The organism is Pseudofrankia sp. EUN1h (assembly GCF_001854645.1).
Lineage (GTDB): Bacteria > Actinomycetota > Actinomycetes > Frankiales > Frankiaceae > Pseudofrankia > Pseudofrankia saprophytica.
Genome location: NZ_MBLN01000074.1, coordinates 1 through 18,453, shown reverse-complemented (window position 1 = coordinate 18,453; position 18,453 = coordinate 1). Strand labels below are relative to the sequence as shown.

Genomic DNA, 18,453 nt, shown 5'->3' with positions numbered 1-18,453 from the left:
GGTCCGAACCCGGGCCGGCGCTCTCAGCTGAGCAGGGCGGCGGACGTGTGCTCGTCGACGGGGAGGTCTCCGGCCGCCGTCGCGGTGACCTCGATCGACTGAAGGGTGACGATGCCCCCCAGGATGTCGGCGAAGGCGGCGTCGGCGGCGTCCCGGCCGGTCGCGATGCGCACCAGGCTCGCCCGCGGGACCTTGCGGGTGGCGTCGTAGACCCGCCAGGCGCCGTCGATCCAGGCCTCGAAGACGGCGTGGAAGTCCATCGGGGTCAGCCCGGGCGCGTAGACGGCGGCGAAGCGGGCCGGTATCAGGAGCGCCCGGCAGAGCGTGATGCCCAGGTGGGCGAAGTCCCGGCAGACGCCCTGCCCGGTGAGCAGTGTGTCCTCGGCGGAGTCGTGGACGGCGCTGGAGCCGGGCACGTAGCCGATGCGGTGATGGATCCAGGCGGCGATCGCGTCGGCTCGGGGCCGCCCCGGCGGTAGGCCGCCGAACTCGGCGACCGCGAAACCGACGACGTGATCCGACGGGCAGTAGCGGCTCGGCCAGAGGTAGGTCAGCTGTTCCATGGTGAGTCCGCCGGCGTCGGGGGCATCGGTCGTTATGTCCCTGTGGGAGTCGGTCGGCGCCTGCTCGAGCTCCGCCCAGTAGGAGATGGTCAGCAGGCCTCGGGGGGGATGCAGCAGATGAATCCGGCCGCCGTGCGGGGCGGCGAGTTCGGTCGGCTCGGCGACGGGGGACTCGCCCGTCGTCGCCACGGTCAGCCGTTCGACGAGCACCCGCGGCCCTCGGGCGGCGGCGATCGACAACGCGATGTCCGCGGGCTCCTCGACGTCGAACGCGAGCTCGACGCTGACCACCCGGCCCCGGCCGGTGGCGGCCGGTCGGGGCGGAGTCCCGTCGGGGACTCCTGTTTCCGTCGTCACGCGGCCGCCTCACCCCGGCGGCGACCGCCGCCGGACGCCTACGGCCGGCAGGACGCCGACCACCGTGCCGGATCCATGATCCCGCACACTGCGATTGTGCCAGGTCAGTTGAATGTGCGAGGTCCGTCGGCCCGCGCGGTTGCCGGGACAGCCGCCGGGTAAGCTCCTCGACAGCGACTGAGTACTCGTCCCGGTCTGGACCGAACGCCTGTTCTGGGTTCCAACTCGCTGATTCCGTAAGGTCGGCTGAGAAGGATGACCATGACCGTTAATGCCATGGCCGCGTCTGAAATTCCGGATTTGACCCGGTCTGACGACTGCTCGCCGGTACCAGCCGGCCGTCTCGACTTCGTCGAGCTGTCTCAGCGCGTGAAGGGCGCTGGGCTGATGAACCGCCGTCCTGGTCGCTACGCCCTGGTGATCATGGCGAACTGGGCGCTGCTCGGCGGCGGCTGGCTGTTCTTCGCCTGGCTGGGAAACTCGTGGTGGCAGCTGTTCACCGCGGCGTTCCTGGCGGTGATGTTCACCCAGGTGGCGTTCGTCGGCCACGACGCGGGCCACCGGCAGATCTTCGCCGGTCGGCGGTCCAACAAGGCCGTGGGCCTCCTGCACGGGAACCTGTTGATAGGGCTGAGCTTCGGCTGGTGGATGGACAAACACGGCCGTCACCATTCGCAGCCGAACACCGTGGGTCGCGACCCCGACGTCGGCAGCGGCGCATTCGTGTTCGCGCCGGACGAGGCCAACGACCGCCGCGGCTTCCTGCGCTGGATGACCTGCTACCAGGCATACCTGTTCTTCCCGGTCGTGCTGCTCGAGGGCCTGAACCTGCACGTGGCCAGCATCCGCGAGGTGGCGGCGCGGCGGAACCGGGGCGCGGTCACCGAGGCGGCGCTGCTCGCGGCGCACACCATCGCCTACTTCGGCACGATCTTCCTCGTCCTGTCGCCGGTGAAGGCCCTGGTCTTCATCGCGGCACACCAGGCGCTGTTCGGCCTGTACATGGGCTGCGCGTTCGCCCCGAACCACACGGGCATGGAGATCTTCCCCAAGCCCGGCACCGACTTCCTGCGGCGGCAGGTCCTCTCCTCGCGCAACATCCGCGGCGGCCGGATCACCGACATCGTCTACGGCGGGCTGAACCGTCAGATCGAGCACCACCTCTTCCCGATAATGCCGAGGCCGAACCTGCGCCGGGCGCAGGTGTTCGTGAAGGAGTTCTGCGACACGCACGGCGTCAGCTACCAGGAGAGCAGCCCCCTGGGCTCGTACCGGGAGGTGCTCGCCCACCTGCACGCCGTCGGCGAGCCGCTGCGGCGTCGTCCCGTCCAGGTGTGAACAGCCAGGGCCGGGGCGCTCGAACCGCGCCACGGGCGGCCCGGCTAGTCCGGCAGGCGCTCGCCCGGCCGGTGGCCGGCCGGGGAGCGCCCGCGTGACCCGTGCCAGGTCCGCGGTCCGCCGCGGGCCTCGCCGGCGGGTCGGTTCCTGACAGGCCCGCGCGTGACCTCGGACGGCACAGAACCAGACCCGCGTCTGGACCGGCTGTGCACCAGCGTCGCGACCGCCCTGCGCGTCGATGGCGCGGCGATCTCGGTGACGGCCGGCGCCACCGGCCGGGGCGCGCACGGCGCGAGTGACGCGGCGGCCGGCCGGCTCGACGACCTCCAGCTCGCCCTGGGGGAGGGGCCCTGCCAGGACGCGGCCCTGGACGGCCACCCGGTGCTCGTGGGAGACCTGGCCGGGCCGGCGGGCCAGCAATGGGAGCGGTTCACGCCCGCGATGCTGGCCGCCGGCTACCGGGCCTTCTTCGCGTTTCCGCTACGGATCGGCGCGATCGGCCTGGGAACGCTCGGCCTCGGCCGGGCCCGCCCCGGCGAGCTGGACGACGACGCCCTCGCGGACGCGCTGGTCGTCGCGGACACCGTCGCCCTCATCCTGCTCGACCTGCCCGCCAGCGGACCGCCTGACGACGTGACGGGCGATCCGTCCGAAGGACGCGCGCCCATCGTGGAGCCTGGTGCGCCCGGGGGTGACCTGGACTACATTGCGGGCGACCTGACGGGTGACCTCGGGGGCGATCTGGCGGGCGAGGCCGCGGCCCGGCTGCGGGCGCGGGCCTCCTCGCTGTACCAGCCGGAGATTCACCAGGCGACCGGGATGGTCATGGCCCAGCTCGGCGTGAGCGCGCAGGAGGCCCTCGTACGGCTGCGTTCGCTGGCCCGTGCTCGCGGTCAGATAGCCGACGAGACCGCCCGCGACATTGTCGCCCGCCGGGTGCGGCTCCACGGAGACCTGCCCCGATGATGGGGGCAGGGAGGGACGGTCCCTCCGGTGGTGAGTCGTGCGGAGGAAGCGGTGTGCCGGGAACGGGAGCTGAGCGAGGCGTTCGTTGGCCTCGCAGACAGCTTGGTCGCCGACTATGACGTGGCGGACCTGCTACACCGGTTGGCCGACCATTGCGTGGCGCTCCTCGGTGTGGCCGCGGCCGGCCTGATGCTGTCCGACCAGCGCGGGAGGCTGCAGGTGGTAGCCGCGTCGTCGGAGGCGAGCCGCCTGCTGGGGCTCTTCCAGCTCGAGCACGACGAAGGGCCCGGCCTGGACTGCTACCGGACCGGCACGACGGTCACCGTCCCCGACATCGACCTGGCCGCCCTCCGGTGGCAGATCTTCGCGGCCGAGGCCCGCTCCGCCGGCTACCGCTGCGTGCACGTGCTGCCGATGCGGCTGCGCGATGACGTGGTCGGGACACTGAGCCTGTTCGGAGCCCTGCCCGGCACGCTCGCGGACACCGAGGCCCGTGTCGCCCAGGCCCTTGCCGACGTGGCCACGATCGCGATCCTGCAGGAGCGCGCGATCCGGCACCACGAGCTGCTGGCCGAGCAGCTGCAGCACGCCCTGACCAGCAGGATCATGATCGAGCAGGCCAAGGGCGTCCTCGCCGAACGCGGCGGCCTCGACATGGACCAGGCGTTCGCCCGGCTGCGCCGGCACGCCCGCGACACCAACACCCGCCTCACCGACCTTGCCCGCGGCATCGTCGAGGGGACGCTCGACAGCCGCCTGGTGCTCAGCGCCCAGCCAGCCCGGCAGCCGCCGCCCTGAGCGCTCCGGGCGCTCTGGGCGGCCCTGGCGGCCGTCGGCGCGGTCGCCCTTCGATGGGTGACGTCACAGCGCCAGGTGACCGTGCTGGGCGCGGAGGCGCGACTCGCGGAGGCCCGTCCCACGAGCGAAGCGACGTGGGTCGGGCCGCAGCGAGGTCGCCGGAGCGCCCGTTCGCGGAGGAGGACACGGCGCGGAGGTCCCTTGGGAGCGAAGCGAGTAAGGGGCCGGAGCGCCGTGCCCGGACGGAGCGAACCAGAGTTATGGAGCGGGGAGCTTCCCGGGGTTGAGGAGGCCGTCGGGGTCGAAGCGGGCGGCGRCCTCGCGGATCATGTCGACGCGGTTCTTCAGCACCCAGGTGTGCGGGTCGTTGACGTAGACCTCGACCTCGGCGAGGCGGGCCATCCGGTCGTAGAGGGTGTCGGCGTCGTCGAAGCGCAGGAACAGCATGCCGGCCCAGAACCGGCCGCCGCCCTCCAGGTCGGCGAAGCCCTCCAGGTGGATGAGCGTGTCCGGCGCGATGGCCGCCACCTCGGCGCGGCGCCGGGTGAGCCCCGGGCCGCCGCACTGCAGGTGGGTGAGCTCGGGGCGCAGCTTGCGGACTCGATAGGTCGTGTGGTTGTAGGACAGCGACGTGACCAGGGCTGGGCCCTTCGGCCGGACCGCGTCGACCCGGCCGCCGTGGCGCTCGACGATGGCGGTGGCGGCCGGGACGCTGTCCTCGGTGACGATCCCGCGCACGGACAGGCGGTCGGCCGGCATCGCCGGGTCCGCGGGGCGGTAGGTGGCGACGACACCCGCCTCGTCGAGGGAGAGCAGCCGGGGTGTCGGCTCCAGGCCGAACAGCTCCTCGCCGGCGGCGACGGCGCCGTCGAGCTCGGGGAACGAGGCGAACAGCGCGGTCCAGCGCCGCGCCGGGCGCAGCGCCACCGTCGCCGTGGCGATGACGCCGCTGACGCCGAAGGCGTGCGACTGGGCCATGTTGTCCGGGTAGGGCACGTCGACCGGGGTGGCGTCGTCGGTACACGGCACGACCCGCAGCGAGCGGATGTAGCCGTCCCAGACGGCGCCGTTCGCGATCGAACCGGTACCGCCGGCGCCGCCGGCGATGAACCCGCCGATCGTGGAGCCCACGGTCGACGGCATGATGGCCAGCTCCTGGCCGGTCGCCAGCGCCGCCTTCTCCATCAGGACGAAGGACGCCCCCGCCTCGGCGGTGATCCAGCCGTCCTCGACGGCGAGCACCTTCGTCGCACGGGAGGTGTCGATGACCAGCCCGCCGAACAGCGGGATGCCCTGGCCGTAGTTGCCGGTGCCCTGCCCGCGCACGGTGACCGGCACCCGGTGGCGGTGCGCGGCGCCGACGGCCGCGGCGATTCCGTCGGCGTCCGGCGGGCGGACGACGACGTCGGCGACGCCGCCGGGCAGCATCGGGCGCAGGACGGGGCTCATGTGCGCCCAGTCCTGCGACGCGGTCAGCCGGGCCGCCTCGTCGCGGGACACCGCGTCCTCGCCGAGCAGCCGGGTGAGCTCCAAGGTCAGGCCGTTCAACGCTTCCGGGTCGACCGGGGTCGTCTCGGGCAGCGTCGCCCGTTTGAACACCGGCATGGCGACAGATTCCGCCATGAACATCCTCCGTCGTTGGGAACGACGAATCCCGGTGGCCGCCCGCTGGGCGGAGGCCACCGGGACCCGCCTTTGTCAGCTACTCCCGAGCGCCGTGGGTCTCGCGGACGCCGCGGGCATCCGCGAGACCCACGGGTGTCACGAGGTCAGGCTGATCTTGGTGTCGAGGAACTCGTCGGTGTAGAGGTCCGACGGCTTGAGGCCGTCCTTGGTCGGCTTGCCCTGCTGGGCGTAGATCGGGGTGAGGATGCCGATCAGGGTCTGGGTGCGGGCATCGTCGAAGTCACCGAGGGTCGGGGTCTTGCCGTTGCCGATGATGCCGAGCTCGGCCATCGTCTTGACCGCGTAGTCCGCGACGCCCTGGGTGTAGACCCAGCCGTTGTTGTACTTCGTGACCGCGTCCAGGATGACCTTGTTCGCCGTGGCCGGGTCGGCGATGAAGTCGACGATCGCCTGCTGCATGATCGGGACCAGCTTGGTGAGGCAGGGCTTGAGGGCGGCAAGCTTGTCCGCGCGCACGCCGATCGCCTGCTGGTAGAAGTCGAAGCCCGCGTCGGCGACCAGCTGGTACTTCAGCGGCTTGCCCCAGGAGCGGACCTCGTTCTCCCAGGTGTAGGGCTCGGAGGTCGCGAAGCCCTGGACGGCGTACTCACCGCCGGAGGCGACGAAGTTCGTCGGCGTGCCGTCGTAGCTGCCGTCGATCTGGCTCTTCTTCAGGATGCCCTGGCCGGTGAAGTAGTCCATGTACGCGGCGCCCTCGAAGTAGAGCACCTTGGTGTCGGTCTTGCCGATGTCGGCGATCGTCTTCCAGTCCGGGTGCTTCTCCGGCGACCACCCGATCTCCTGCGGGCTCTTCTCGAGGCCGGCGAGCAGCGCGACGGTCGGGTGGTCCTTGGACTGGGCGATCTGCTCGTCGGTGCTGACGTAGCCGATTGTGATCTTGTCGTCGGCGTACAGCTGCGACGTCACCGTCTGGAAGCCGATCGCCGGTCCGCCGGCGCGGATCTCCAGCTTCACGCCGGTGTCGACGCCGCCGTGCGCGACGAGCTCACCGGTGACCGACTTCTTGCCGGTGTCGAATGTCGGGTTCGGGCCGAGCAGCTGGTACTGGCCGCCGTGCTCCGACTCCGGGTTCCAGTCGGACTGCAGGACGATGGTGCTCGGGCAGCCGGCCGCCTTCAGGTCGTACTGGGCCGGCACCGGCCCGCCCGCGGACGCCGACGGCGTGGTGCCCGTCGAGTCGTCGTCGCTGCCGCAGGCGGCGGCGACCAAAGCGAGCGCGACCGCCGCGGCGGTCGCCGCGACGATCCTGGTCGGGCGTGGTCTGATCAACGGAGTCTCCCCCTGGTTCCTCGGGCGGCGTGCACCCGACGGTGTCGATGGACAAAAACCGGGCCGCGGTGGCGCGGCTGGCGTGACGTGGTGATGCGGCGGTGCGGTGATGCCGGTGGAGTGGGTGGTGGCTGGTGGGTGGTGGGTGGTGCAGTCGTGCGGGGCGGACCGGCGTCAGCCTCGCTTGGGCTGGTACCAGCGGCCGACGACGCGGCGCGACAGCCAGCCGAAGAAGACGAAGACCGCGATGCCGAGCAGGCTCGCCACCAGCGTGGTCGCCCACAGCCGCTCGCCCTCGAGACGGGACTGGAAGACCGACAGGTTGGTGCCCAGACCGGCGTTGCCCTGCTTGAAGAAGAACTCGCCGACGATCGCGCCGATGACCGACAGGCCCGCCGCGTTGCGGAAGCCGGTGAACATCGCGGGCAACGCCGCTGGCAGCTCGAGCTTCCACAGCCGGGTGAGGCGGCTGGGGTGGTGCAGCGTGAACAGCTCGTGCATCCCGCGGTCGACCGACTGGAGGCCGAACAACGTGTTCGACACGATCGGGAAGAAGGCGATGATGACGCAGACGATCGTCCGGCTGGTGAGCGCGAACCCGAAGAAGAAGCTCAGCACGCCGGTGAGGGCCAGGATCGGCACCGTCTGCAGCACGACCGCCCACGGGTACAGCGAGTTCTCGATCCACTTGGCCTGGTGCATCAGCACCGCGGCGAGCACACCGAGCACCATCGAGATCGCCAGCCCCAGAAACGTGACGATGACGGTGTAGCGCAGAGCCTCGAGGGTGACCTTGAAGTTGGACCAGTCGAGAATGCCCACCCTGATCACGTCATGTGGCAGCGGCAGCATGAACCGTTGCTGCTTGGTCAGCGTCAGCCCGGAGACCAGGTACCAGACGCCGATGAACAGCGCGAAGACCGTGAGCGGCAGCAGGAACTTGTTGAGCAGCCGGCTGCGAACGCGGGCCCACCGCCGCCCGGCGGCGCGCGGTGGCGTCGCCGACGGCGCCGTGAGCGTCTCGTCCGGCGGGGCGGCGGCCACCGTCGCCGGCACGGAATCTGTCGCCGGCACGGAATCTACGGTCATCGTCCTCACACGTCCCTGAGGTGTCGGGAGACCTCGCCGCACAGCGCGGCGAACTCGGCGCTGTAGCGGAGCTCCGGTGCGCGCGGGTAGTCGAACGGGACGGCGACCTCGGCCTTCACCCGGCCCGGCCGGCCGCTCATCACCAGCACCCGGCCGGACAGGAAGACCGCCTCCTGCACCGAGTGGGTGATGAACAGCGCCGCGAAGCCGCGCTGGATGAACATGCGCAGCAGCTCGTCGTTGAGCCGCTCCCGGGTGATCTCGTCGAGCGCGCCGAACGGCTCGTCGAACAGGAACACGTCCGGCGCGAGCACCATCGACCGGGCCAGCGACGTGCGCATCCGCATGCCGCCGGACAGCTCGTGCGGCAGGTGCTTCTCGAAACCGGTGAGGCCGACCAGATCGATCGCGTCACGGACCCGCCGGTCTCGTTCCTTCTTCGCCATGTGCTCGAGCTCGGCGAGCAGCCCGACGTTGTCCCAGACATTGCGCCAGGGCAGCAGGGTGGCGTCCTGGAAGACGTAGCCGACGGACTTCGAGTGGACGTCGACCTCGCCGTCGCTCGCCTCGTCCAGGCCGCTGGCGATCCGCAGCAGCGTGCTCTTCCCGCAGCCCGACGGACCGACGACCGAGACGAGCTCGCCGGGAGCGACCGTCAGGTCCGCGCCGGTGAGCGCGACCGTGCCGTCCTTGAACTTCTTGCTGACGCCGGTGAAACGCAGTGCGGCGGTGCCCGCGCGCGAAGGTTCGGCTGTCGTCGTCATCGGTTAGGCCTTCGGTTGGAACGGGGTGGACGAAGCCATCGACCAGGCGGACGCGGCGGAGACGGGCGACGCCCCGGGCGGGGCGGCGAGCTCGGAACGCACCACGGTGCGGGCGACGACCCGGCCGTCGCGCCAGACGGTGCGCTCGGCGCCGGCGATGCCGAGGGCGTCGAGCACGTCGGTCGCGGGCATCGCGACCAGGTCGGCGGGCGCGCCCGGCGTCAGCGTCACCGCTGGCAGGCCCATCGCCGCCCGCGGGGCCGCGGTCACCGTGTTCAGCGCCCCGATCGGGTCGAGATGGCCGCAGGTGATCATGAGTGCGGCGACCTCCAGCGCGTCGCCGCGGCCGACGAGGTGGAACGGGTCGCGCAGGTTGTCGCCGCCGGYGGCGACCGTCGCCCCGGCGCGCAGCAGCGGCCCGACGGCGGTCAGGCCCCGCGGGGTGGCGACCGGGTGGTCGCGGCCCTGCAGGAACAGATTCGTCTGCGGGAGCGCGACGACGGCGATGCCGGCCTCGGCTACCCGCTCCGCGATCTCCCGCTGAGTCTCGATCGGCTGCATCGAGAGGCTCACGCAGTGGCTCGCCGTCACGCCATGCGGAAAACCGGTGCGCAGGACCAGGTCGGCCATCGTCCGCAGGCTCAGCGCGGCCGGGTTGAGCGTCTCGTCGGTGTGCAGGTCCATCGGCCTGCCGGCCTCGCCGGCGGCGTCCAGGCAGGCGGCGACGGCCCGGTCCGGGTCGTCCTCCATGTGCGGGCAGCCGCCGGCGACGTCCGCGCCGATCTTGAGGGCTTCGCGCAGCAGCGGGCCGCCGGTGTCGTTCACCAGCGCCACCAGCTGCAGGTCGATGACGCCGCGCCAGCGCTCCCGGACCTCGATCATCGCTTCCAGGCCCGACAGGCCCACGTCGGAGAGCACGTTGACGTGCGAGCGGATGTGGGTCGTGCCGTAGGCGAGGTGGATGCGCAGCGCCGCTTCCGCCCTGGTGATGATGTCCGCGGGCGTGGTCAGCTCGCGCAGCAGGTCCATCGCGGCGATGGCGCCTGCTAGGTCGCCGGTGAGGTTGTGCCCGAGCGAGGCGGTGAGCGCCTTGTCCAGATGCGCGTGCGGCTCGACGAACGACGGGAGCAGCACCTGCCCTGACAGGTCGGCGTCGTCCGGGCCGAGCCCGCCGGCCGTCCCGCTGCTGCTCGTCCCGCCGCCGGCCGTCCCGGTGGCGGGCAGCACCTGCCCGATCACCCCGTCGACGATCTCGACGTCGACGACGTCACCCGTCGCCGTCATCGCCGAGCGCAGCCAGCTCATGCCCACCGCCATCCGCCCACCACGCCTCCCGGCTCACCGACGCCGCCGGCCGCCCGCACCGCCGGTCCCGGCCACGTCGGTCCTGTCCGCGCGACCCGACCCGTGCACGCGGCGAGCCCCGCATGCGGGGCTCGCGCCGCGTACACGGCCCGCCCCGCGCGCGTGACTCGCCCGATGCGAGCGGTTCGCGCCCTGTGTCCCATGGTGAACCGTCTCATGACGACCCGGCTCCCGTGCCGGCGGCTGCCCGACGTGACCCGCGCCGGCCGGCCGGGGCGGCCTGGCCGAGCACCCGGCGGGCGATCTCGGCCATCGCCGCGGCGAGCGCCTCCTCCTGGCCGGGCGGGGCGCCCCCGGAGAGGTTCACCCCGTCGACGCCGGGAATCTCGAGCATTCGCTCGGCGAGCTCGGTGCCCTCGGCGATTCCGGCCGCCTCGATCTCGGCCGCCTCCACCGCCGCGGCGCCCGTGCCCGCGGTACCCCCGTCCGCGACCCCGATGGGGCCCGCGGCACCGTTCGCCGGTGGCGCCCACGGGCCGCCGGTGATCCGCTCCAGGTACCCGGCCGGCAGCCGGCCGCCCGCGAACGAGGCGATCACCGTGGCCGACGCGGTGCTCGTCACGACCGGGACACAGACGAGCACCAGGCCGGTGAACCCGGCCGCGCGCAGCTCGCCGACGGCGTCCGCGACCGGTCCCGGACCGCCGCAGTGGTCGACGAACACCGCGTCGGCACCTGCGTTGATCTTGGCGAACAGCCGGGGGAGCCGCCGCTCGGCCGGCGGCGCCGCGGGGGCGTGCGCGACCGAGCACAGCGCCCCGCCGGAGCGCGCCGCCGCGGCGGCGGCCAGCTCCACTACGCCGGCGGAGTCCAGGTCGAAGACCCCGGGGGCGTCGGCCCGGTGGCCGAGGGCCGGATGGTCGCCGGTGACGCAGTGCAGCGCCACGGCGCCCGCGTCGACGCAGGCCGCGATCTCGCCCTCGATCGCGACCCGGTTGCGGTCTCGACAGTTGATCCCGACCCAGGCGGGCATGCCCTCGTCGGCGAGCAGCCGGGCCCGGTAGGAGGGCGGGAACTGGACCCGCGCGCCGCCGTGGTCGCCGAGCAGGCAGGCGTCGGCGGCTCCGGCGAGCGCGGCCGCGCTGGCGCGCAGGCTGGCGGCGGACAACGGAGCGGCTGGCAGGTCGGCGACGATCACCGGCCGGGTACCGGCCGCGGCGAGGAACTCCGCGACCCGTGGATGCGGGTCGGCCGGCACCGGGGACGGGCCGGCCGCGTCCCGGCGTCCGCCGGCCGGGCTCCGCTCGGCGAGGACGGCGGTGTACGGCCAGCTGGCGGGATCGATCTCCAAGAAGGCGCAGGTCCCGAGACCGGGAACCTCGCAGGACCCGTCCGTGCCGACGCCGGCGCACGGGCCGTGTGTCATCGTCTTCGGACACCGGGCAGCCGCGGCGCGCCAGTCAGCGCCGGTGAAGCCCCCGATGTCGACCACGCCAACACTGTCCAGCACCACCGGCAGCGTTCGGTTGCCAGACGATCAAATCTAGGTTTCATACCTCCGAATCAACGAATGTCACTCTGTCGACGGTCACCCATCCGTCCATCGTCCTTGCCTGGGCGTTGGCCCGCCTCAGGACGGATAACGGTGGTCGGTGGGCGGCCGGAGGTTCTCCTTGATGGCGCGGGCGCTGGTCCAGCGCAGCAGGTTGCGCGCCGAGCCGGCCTTGTCGTCGGTGCCGGAGGCGCGGGCGCCGCCGAAGGGCTGCTGGCCGACGACCGCGCCGGTCGGCTTGTCGTTGACGTAGAAGTTGCCCGCCGCGAACCRCAGCGCGTCGAGGGCGCGCGCCACCGCGGTCCGGTCCTGGGCGATGACGGCGCCGGTGAGCGCGTAGCGCGACGCGTCGGGGTCGGCGATCCCGGCGAGGACCCGGTCGTAGTCGGTGTCGGCGAAGACGTGGACGGCGAGCAGCGGGCCGAAGTACTCGGTGGTGAACGCCTCGTCCGTCGGGTCGGTGCCGAGGACGACCGCCGGACGGACGAACCAGCCGCGGCTGTCGTCGGCCAGCCCGCCGGCGATGATCGTCAGTGAGTCGACCAGCCGGGCCCGGTCGATCGCCGCCGTCACCCGGGCGTACGCGCGGGCGTCGATGAGCGCGCCGCAGAACACCGCCGGGTCGGTGACGTCCCCGGTCACCAGCGCCTCGGTCTCGGCGACGAGCCCGTCGCGCACCCGGCGCCACACCGACTCCGGGATGTACGCCCGGGACGCGGCGCTGCACTTCTGGCCCTGGTACTCGAACGCGCCGCGCAGCAGCGCCGCGCGCAGCACGTCCGGGTCGGCCGACGGGTGGGCCAGGACGAAGTCCTTCCCGCCGGTCTCGCCGACCAGGCGCGGGTAGCCGCGGTAGCGGGCGATGTTCTCGCCGACCTGGCGCCACAGGTGCTGGAAGGTCCGCGTCGAGCCGGTGAAGTGGATGCCGGCGAGGTCAGGATCGGCCAGGGCCACGGCGGAGACGGCGGTGCCGTCACCGGGCAGCATCGAGATCACGCCGGGCGGCAGGCCCGACTCCTCCAGCAGTCCCATGAGGAAGTGCGCGGCGAGCTGCTGGGTGGGGGCGGGCTTCCACAGGACGACGTTGCCCAGCAGGGCGGGCGCGGTCGGCAGGTTGCCGGCGATCGAGGTGAAGTTGAACGGCGTGACCGCGTAGACGAACCCCTCCAGCGGCCGGTGGTCGGCCCGATTCCACACCCCGGGGCCGGACGCCGGCTGGTCGGCGAGGATCTCCCGGGCGAACGCGACGTTGAACCGCCAGAAGTCGACCAGCTCGCAGGCGGCGTCGATCTCGGCCTCGTGCGCGACCTTGCTCTGCCCGAGCATCGTCGCCGCGTTCAGCGTGTCCCGCCACGGCCCGGCCAGCAGCTGCGCCGCCCGCAGGAACACCGCCGCCCGGTCGTCGAATCCGAGCGCTCGCCACCCGGGCGCCGCCTGGCGGGCCGCCGTGAGCGCCGCCCGGGTGTCGTCCTCGGTCGCGGCCCGGAACGTGCCCAGCACGTGCTTGTGGTCGTGCGGCATGACGACGTCGACCGCCGCCCCGCCGCCGGGCCGCCGCTGTCCGCCGATCGCCGCCGTCAGCTCCACCGGCGTGGCGGCCAGCTCGTCGCACCGCGCGGCGAGCCGCGCGCGTGCCTCGGAGCCCGCCGGATACGTCCGCACCGGCTCGTTGACCGGCCGCGGCACCGCGGTGATCGCGTCCATCGCGCGCCTCCCCAGGGAGCCGTGCGCCGGCCTGCCCTGCCCGGCAGCCGGCCCTTGCTCCGGTGCCTCCGGTCTACCCCGCCGGGCCACGTCCCGCCACCGGGCGGGCGCGCGGCGGCGGTGCGCTCGTGCAGCGATCCATGGGAGAGCGGGTGATGGTGCTGGGATGCTGACCATGTGTCGGAACCGGACGTCGGGGGAGCCGATCTCCCGCATCCCAGGACGGCCGCCGAGCCGACGGTCGTTCGCGCTCCCAGGGCGCGGCCCAGGAGCGACGGCGAGCCGGAGCGGCTGGACTTCCTGGTCTCCTACGCGCCCCCCGAGGTCGACAGGCAGTGGGCCGAGTGGATCGCCTGGGAGCTCACGAGCGCCGGGTACCAGGTGTGGATCGAGGCCTGGGACGTACCAGCGGGGGCTCTGAGGGTCGGGGCGGTCGACCAGGCGGTACGGCGGGCGGAGCGAACCGTTGTCGTGCTCTCACCCGCCTACGACGGGTCGACCGCGAACCCGCAGTGGCAGGTCGCCTTCCAGGCGGATCGAGATGGTGCCGGCCGCCGGCTGCTGGTCGCCCGGGTCGTCGACTTCACGCCGGAGGGTCTGCTCGGCCTGATCGCTCCCGTCGACCTGTTCGGACGCTCGGCGTCGGAGGCCCAGGAGGTCCTGCGCCGGGCCGCCCGGCAGGCGATCTCGGGCGGACGCGCGATACCCACGGCCAGCCCTCCGTTCCCCGGGGCCGCGCCGCTTGCGGGYCCGCCCCTGTTTCCTGGGGGAAAGCCACTGGTGTGGCGGGTGCCGGATCCCAACCCGCACTTCGCCGGCCGCGAACGCGATCTGGCGGCGCTGCGCGCCGAGCTTCGCGCGGGGCCCGTGGCCGCGGGGCCAGTGGCGACGGGGGCGGTGGCCGCGGGGGCGGTGGCGATCTATGGGCTGGGCGGGGTGGGCAAATCCCAACTGGCGGCCGAGTACTGCCACCGGTACAAGGCCGACTACGACCTCGTCTGGTGGGTTCCCGCCGACTCGTCGGCAGTGGCGCTGGCCCGGCTCGCCGAACTGGCGACGCGGCTCGACCTGCCCGAGCACACCGGCCGCCCAGACGTCTTCACCGCCCTCGGCCGGCGTTTCGCGGAGGATGCCGAGCCCACGGCCCCTRCATCCTCCGCGGTGGACACCGGGGCCGACCTGGACAGCAGAGCAGCGGGAGCCGTGGAGGTGCTGCGTCGCGGGCGGCCATATCGGCGCTGGCTGATCGTCGCCGACAACGCCGAGGCCCCGTCGGAGCTGCACGGGCTGCTGAGCGCGGCCGGCAACGAGGGGCACGTCATCGTCACCTCCCGCGATTCCGCCTGGTCGGCGCACGCCTGGTCGATTGAGCTCGGTGTGCTGGACCGGGCGGAGTCGGTCGCCTTGCTGCGCCGCCGATGTTCCTGGCTGGCCGCCGCCGACGCGGACCGGCTCGCCGACCTGCTCGGCGACCTCCCGCTGGCGCTGGAGCAGGCGGCCGGGCATATGAGCGCGACCGGGATCAAGGCCGACCTCTACGCCAGGCTGCTGGCGGCACGTACCGGCGAGATCCTTTCGGCCAGGAAGCCCGCGCACTATCCCGTCCCGGTCGCGGCGGCCTGGACGGTCGCGCTGGACCGGCTGAACGACCCGGCCGCACACATGGTGCTGCGCCTGCTGGCCGTACTCGCGCCGCGGCCGGTGCCGGTGGACCTCCTCGTCGACGCGGATCTCGGCGCGCCATCCGACCCGCTCGTGGTGCTGGACGCCGTGGAGCGCGTCGGTCGGCAGAGCCTCGTCCGGGTGACCGGTGAGGGCCTCATGATGCATCGGCTCGTCCAGGCGGTGCTGCGTGACCGCGCGACGCCGGCGGAGCTCTCCGAGGCGCGTGAGCGCGCGCGGGCCCTGCTCGTGGCGGCGGCGCCGGGCAACCCGACGAAGCCGGCCAACTGGCCGACCTACGCGCTGATCTACCCGCACGCGCTCAGCGTCGACCTGGTGGACGCGCCGCCGGAGGACCGCGCGAACAGACGCCTGCTGCTGGACCTGGTCCGGTCGCAGGGCGCGGCGGGCAACGCTGGTGCCGTGGTGGACCTGGCGCGCGCCGCGCGGGAACGCTGGACGTCCGCGCTCGGCGCCGACCATCCCGACGTGTTCACCGCCACCGAGCTGGAGGCGGACAGCCTGTTCGAGCTGGGCCGTCTGGCCGAGGCACGCGCCCTCGAGCGGGAGGTGCTGCGGCGGCTGCGCGAACTGGCCGGCGAGGATGACCCCGCGACGATGATCGCGAAGTCCGCCCTGGCAGACACGCTCTGGTCGACCGGCGAGTTCGACGAGGCGTCCCGGTTGGACGCCGAGGTCCTCGCCACCCGTACTCGTGTGCTGGGCGCCGACGATCCAGGCCGGTTGCGCGCCGCCGTCCGTCGTTCCGACGGGCTGGCCCGCCTCGGTGACCACGCCGAGGCGGAGAAGCTGCGCGTCGACACGTATGCCCGCGCCCGCGCGGGCCTGGGGGACGACCATCCGGACACGCTGCGCGCGCGGGTCCGGGTGGCTCGAAGCCTCCGCCAGCGCGGCGAGTACGGACCGGCCGTCGCGATGTTCGGCGACGTGCTACGCCGCCGGCGTGCCCTGTTCGGCGACGACGACCACCGGACGCTGGAAGCGGCCTTGGAACTGGGGACCTGCCTGCGGACCGCCGGCAGGCTGACGGAGTCCGCGGCGTTGATGCGCCAGGTGGTCGACGGCCTGCGCCGCGTCCTGGGCGAGGATCATCCTGACACGATGTCGGCCACCCGCGAGCTCGCCCACGTGCTGGTGCGAACCGAGGAGACCGCCGCGGCGGTCGGCCTGTTCCGGCAGGTGTGGGAGGTCTCCCGGCGCCGCCTGGGCGCCGGTCATCCCTCGGCGCTGACGGCGGCCGTCGACGTGGCCCAGGCCCTGCGCGAGCTGGGCGACTACACCGGCGCGCTCGCGGTGCTGCGTGACCTGCCCGCGCGTGACCCCGCCTCGGCCGACCAGCCAGACATGATCAGTGTCGATGCCCAGCTCGCGGGCTGTCTCTGGCTGCTCGGGAAGCACACCGAGGCCGCCCGGCTGCGCGCCGACGTCCACGACCGGTACCGGCGTGCCTTCGGCGAGGACCACCCCGACACCCTGCGCGCGGCGCGCCTGCTCGCCGACAGCCTCGAGCGGATCGGCCAGGTCGAGGCCGCCCTGGACATGCGGGCGCACCTCCTGGACCGGGTGCGGGCCGCGCTGGGCCCGAACCATCCTCAGACGATTTCCGCGATCTCCAGTCTCGCGGAGAGCCGGGAACGCCTCGGCGACCATGAGGAGGCCATGCGGCTGCACGAGGACGCGCTCACGGCGACGCGGCGCATGCTCGGTGACGAGCATCCCGACACCGCCGCCGCGCGGATGCGCCTGGCCAGGGCTCTCGGTTCCCTCGGCGACTGGGCACGCGCCGCCGCGCTGCTGGCCGAGGCGCGGTCCTCATACGCCCGGATGTACGGCGCCGAGAACCAGCGGATCATCGAGGTGGACTACTCGCTGGCGGCGTGCGCGTCGGCCGTCGGCGATCACGAGGAAGCGAGGAGGATCGACACCGAGCTGCTCGACCGGTGCCGCGCGGCGCTGGGCGCGGACCATCCGTGGACGCTGCGGGTTGGCCGAGCGCTCGCCGCCGAGCTCGCCGCGCTGGCCGGCCCTGGCGCGGCGGTGACCCTCGCCGAGGACGTACTGGAACGGTCGCGCCGGACTCTGGGGGACGACCACGAGGAGACCCTGGCCGCCGCGGAGACGGTTGCCTGGCTTCGCTCCGCTGGCCCGGGCGCGGCCGGCGGCTGATCGCGGTCAGAAGCGGCAGCGCACCGGGTCGGCGAAGACCGGGGGTGGGCCGGCGAGGGCGGCGCGGATGGAGTGTTCCAGGACCGAGTAGCCCGCCTCGTCCCGGCGGTCGAGACACAACGGGGCGCGCAGGCCCGCCTCGGTGTTCGAGATGAAGCGCGGCGGGCCGTGCCGCTTGAAGCCGCGGGTGTGGAACATCAACGGGTGGGCGAGCACGACGTCGCCGGCGGCGCCGGTGAGCTCGGTGATGTTCCCGATCGGCTCGGCGAGCACCGCGTCGAACAGCTCCCGGTGGGTGAGCCCCGCCGGGTGCGCCGCCAGCACCCGGGCGGCGCGGCGGTGGCTGCCCTCGGCGATCAGGGTCGCGCCTCCGCCCGGCTCGACGTCGCTGAAAAGGCCGACGAGCAGCAGCCCCTGCTGCGGGGCGTGCAGGGTGTGCCGGAACCAGTTGCCGTCGACGTGCCAGCCGCGCGTCGGCACGGGATCCGGGTCGTGGGCGCCGTAGGCGAAGCTGACCGGCCAGAACCCCCAGGTGCGCAGGCCGTTCCAGCGGCCGGGGCCGACGAGCCGCTCGATCGCGGCGACGAGCCGGTCGGTGAAGCAGCCGAGGACGTCGGCCGCCGCCGGCCGCTCCTCGATGTCGTAGGCGTCCGGCCAGGTGGCGGGGTCGTCCTGGCGGATGCCGGCCTTCTCCTCCATGCGCCGCCACACGACCGCCCGCGCCGCCGCCGCCTGCGCCGCGGTGAACGCCTCGGGCAGGACGCAGAAGCCGCGCTCGACGAACGCGTCGACGTCGGCCGCGCTCAGTACGGTCATGCCGCCCTACCTTCCTGAGTGCGCCCGGTCTGCAGGGTCGCCTGTGAGGGGCGGCAGGATCGGGGGTGTGCGAGCGAGGCAGGGATGGCTTTCATGTCGGCTGCCCTTGATGGCCACGGTGGCTTGGCCCCCTGTCTCGCCGCTTCTTCCTGACCGCTGATTGGGAACTGCGATCGATCGCTATGTAGGGCAGGGCCGGCGGGAAGAGGCCGCACGCGGACCGGGACGGCGAAAGGAGACCGGACGTGGCGATAGCGGTGGGTGTCGACGTCGCCAAGCAACTGCACTGGGCCGAGATCAAGGTCGCTGAGACCGGCGCGGTGCTGACCAGCCGGGGGGTGGAGAACACCCCGGCCGACATCGCGGAGCTGATCGGGCAGATCCGAGTCGCCGAGGC

General features: G+C 73.1%; 13 protein-coding genes. 4 read left to right on the top strand and 9 right to left on the bottom strand.

The window, feature by feature from the left end:
- Positions 1 to 23 precede the first annotated feature (23 nt).
- Positions 24 to 920 carry a transglutaminase-like domain-containing protein gene (locus BCD49_RS29010; RefSeq protein WP_007514487.1) on the bottom strand — a complete coding sequence of 299 codons (897 nt, stop codon included), beginning with the start codon at positions 918 to 920 and terminating at the stop codon, positions 24 to 26.
- Positions 921 to 1,181: 261 nt separating this feature from the next.
- On the opposite strand from BCD49_RS29010, the gene BCD49_RS29005 reads away from it, so the two are divergent.
- The 3 genes from BCD49_RS29005 to BCD49_RS28995 all read left to right on the top strand — a co-directional run bounded on the left by BCD49_RS29005 (position 1,182) and on the right by BCD49_RS28995 (position 4,022).
- Positions 1,182 to 2,258 (top strand): fatty acid desaturase family protein, encoded by a 1,077-nt coding sequence (locus tag BCD49_RS29005; RefSeq protein WP_007514488.1) that lies wholly within the window; start codon positions 1,182 to 1,184, stop codon positions 2,256 to 2,258.
- Positions 2,259 to 2,420: 162 nt separating this feature from the next.
- Positions 2,421 to 3,224, top strand: coding sequence for a GAF and ANTAR domain-containing protein (locus BCD49_RS29000; RefSeq protein ID WP_007514489.1), 804 nt, complete (start codon positions 2,421 to 2,423; stop codon positions 3,222 to 3,224).
- 51 nt (positions 3,225 to 3,275) lie between these two features.
- On the top strand, positions 3,276 to 4,022 hold the full coding sequence (locus BCD49_RS28995) for a GAF and ANTAR domain-containing protein (RefSeq protein ID WP_007514490.1): 747 nt from the start codon (positions 3,276 to 3,278) through the stop codon (positions 4,020 to 4,022).
- Positions 4,023 to 4,280: 258 nt separating this feature from the next.
- On the opposite strand, the gene BCD49_RS28990 is transcribed toward BCD49_RS28995, so the two are convergent.
- The 7 genes from BCD49_RS28990 to pruA all read right to left on the bottom strand — a co-directional run bounded on the left by BCD49_RS28990 (position 4,281) and on the right by pruA (position 13,391).
- Positions 4,281 to 5,645 (bottom strand): FAD-binding oxidoreductase, encoded by a 1,365-nt coding sequence (locus BCD49_RS28990; RefSeq protein WP_083401767.1) that lies wholly within the window; start codon positions 5,643 to 5,645, stop codon positions 4,281 to 4,283.
- Positions 5,646 to 5,783: 138 nt separating this feature from the next.
- On the bottom strand, positions 5,784 to 6,977 hold the full coding sequence (locus BCD49_RS28985; RefSeq protein ID WP_007514493.1) for a hypothetical protein: 1,194 nt from the start codon (positions 6,975 to 6,977) through the stop codon (positions 5,784 to 5,786).
- Between the two features lie 174 nt (positions 6,978 to 7,151).
- Positions 7,152 to 8,066 carry an ABC transporter permease gene (locus tag BCD49_RS28980; protein WP_007514495.1) on the bottom strand — a complete coding sequence of 305 codons (915 nt, stop codon included), beginning with the start codon at positions 8,064 to 8,066 and terminating at the stop codon, positions 7,152 to 7,154.
- A gap of 5 nt (positions 8,067 to 8,071) precedes the next feature.
- Positions 8,072 to 8,830: an ABC transporter ATP-binding protein gene (locus tag BCD49_RS28975; RefSeq protein WP_007514496.1), complete on the bottom strand. Its 759-nt coding sequence runs from the start codon at positions 8,828 to 8,830 to the stop codon at positions 8,072 to 8,074.
- A gap of 3 nt (positions 8,831 to 8,833) precedes the next feature.
- On the bottom strand, positions 8,834 to 10,147 hold the full coding sequence (locus BCD49_RS28970) for an amidohydrolase family protein (RefSeq protein WP_083401758.1): 1,314 nt from the start codon (positions 10,145 to 10,147) through the stop codon (positions 8,834 to 8,836).
- Positions 10,148 to 10,349: 202 nt separating this feature from the next.
- Positions 10,350 to 11,645 (bottom strand): methylenetetrahydrofolate reductase C-terminal domain-containing protein, encoded by a 1,296-nt coding sequence (locus BCD49_RS28965; protein ID WP_232794015.1) that lies wholly within the window; start codon positions 11,643 to 11,645, stop codon positions 10,350 to 10,352.
- 120 nt (positions 11,646 to 11,765) lie between these two features.
- Complete coding sequence (gene pruA, locus BCD49_RS28960) at positions 11,766 to 13,391, bottom strand: L-glutamate gamma-semialdehyde dehydrogenase (RefSeq protein ID WP_071042123.1); 1,626 nt, start codon at positions 13,389 to 13,391, stop codon at positions 11,766 to 11,768.
- Positions 13,392 to 13,568: 177 nt separating this feature from the next.
- Between pruA and fxsT the strand changes: the two genes are divergently transcribed.
- Positions 13,569 to 17,240: an FxSxx-COOH system tetratricopeptide repeat protein gene (gene fxsT / locus BCD49_RS28955; RefSeq protein ID WP_071042122.1), complete on the top strand. Its 3,672-nt coding sequence runs from the start codon at positions 13,569 to 13,571 to the stop codon at positions 17,238 to 17,240.
- 6 nt (positions 17,241 to 17,246) lie between these two features.
- Here fxsT and BCD49_RS28950 read toward each other — a convergent pair whose 3' ends face one another.
- On the bottom strand, positions 17,247 to 18,056 hold the full coding sequence (locus BCD49_RS28950) for a hypothetical protein (protein WP_007514501.1): 810 nt from the start codon (positions 18,054 to 18,056) through the stop codon (positions 17,247 to 17,249).
- Positions 18,057 to 18,453 lie beyond the last annotated feature (397 nt).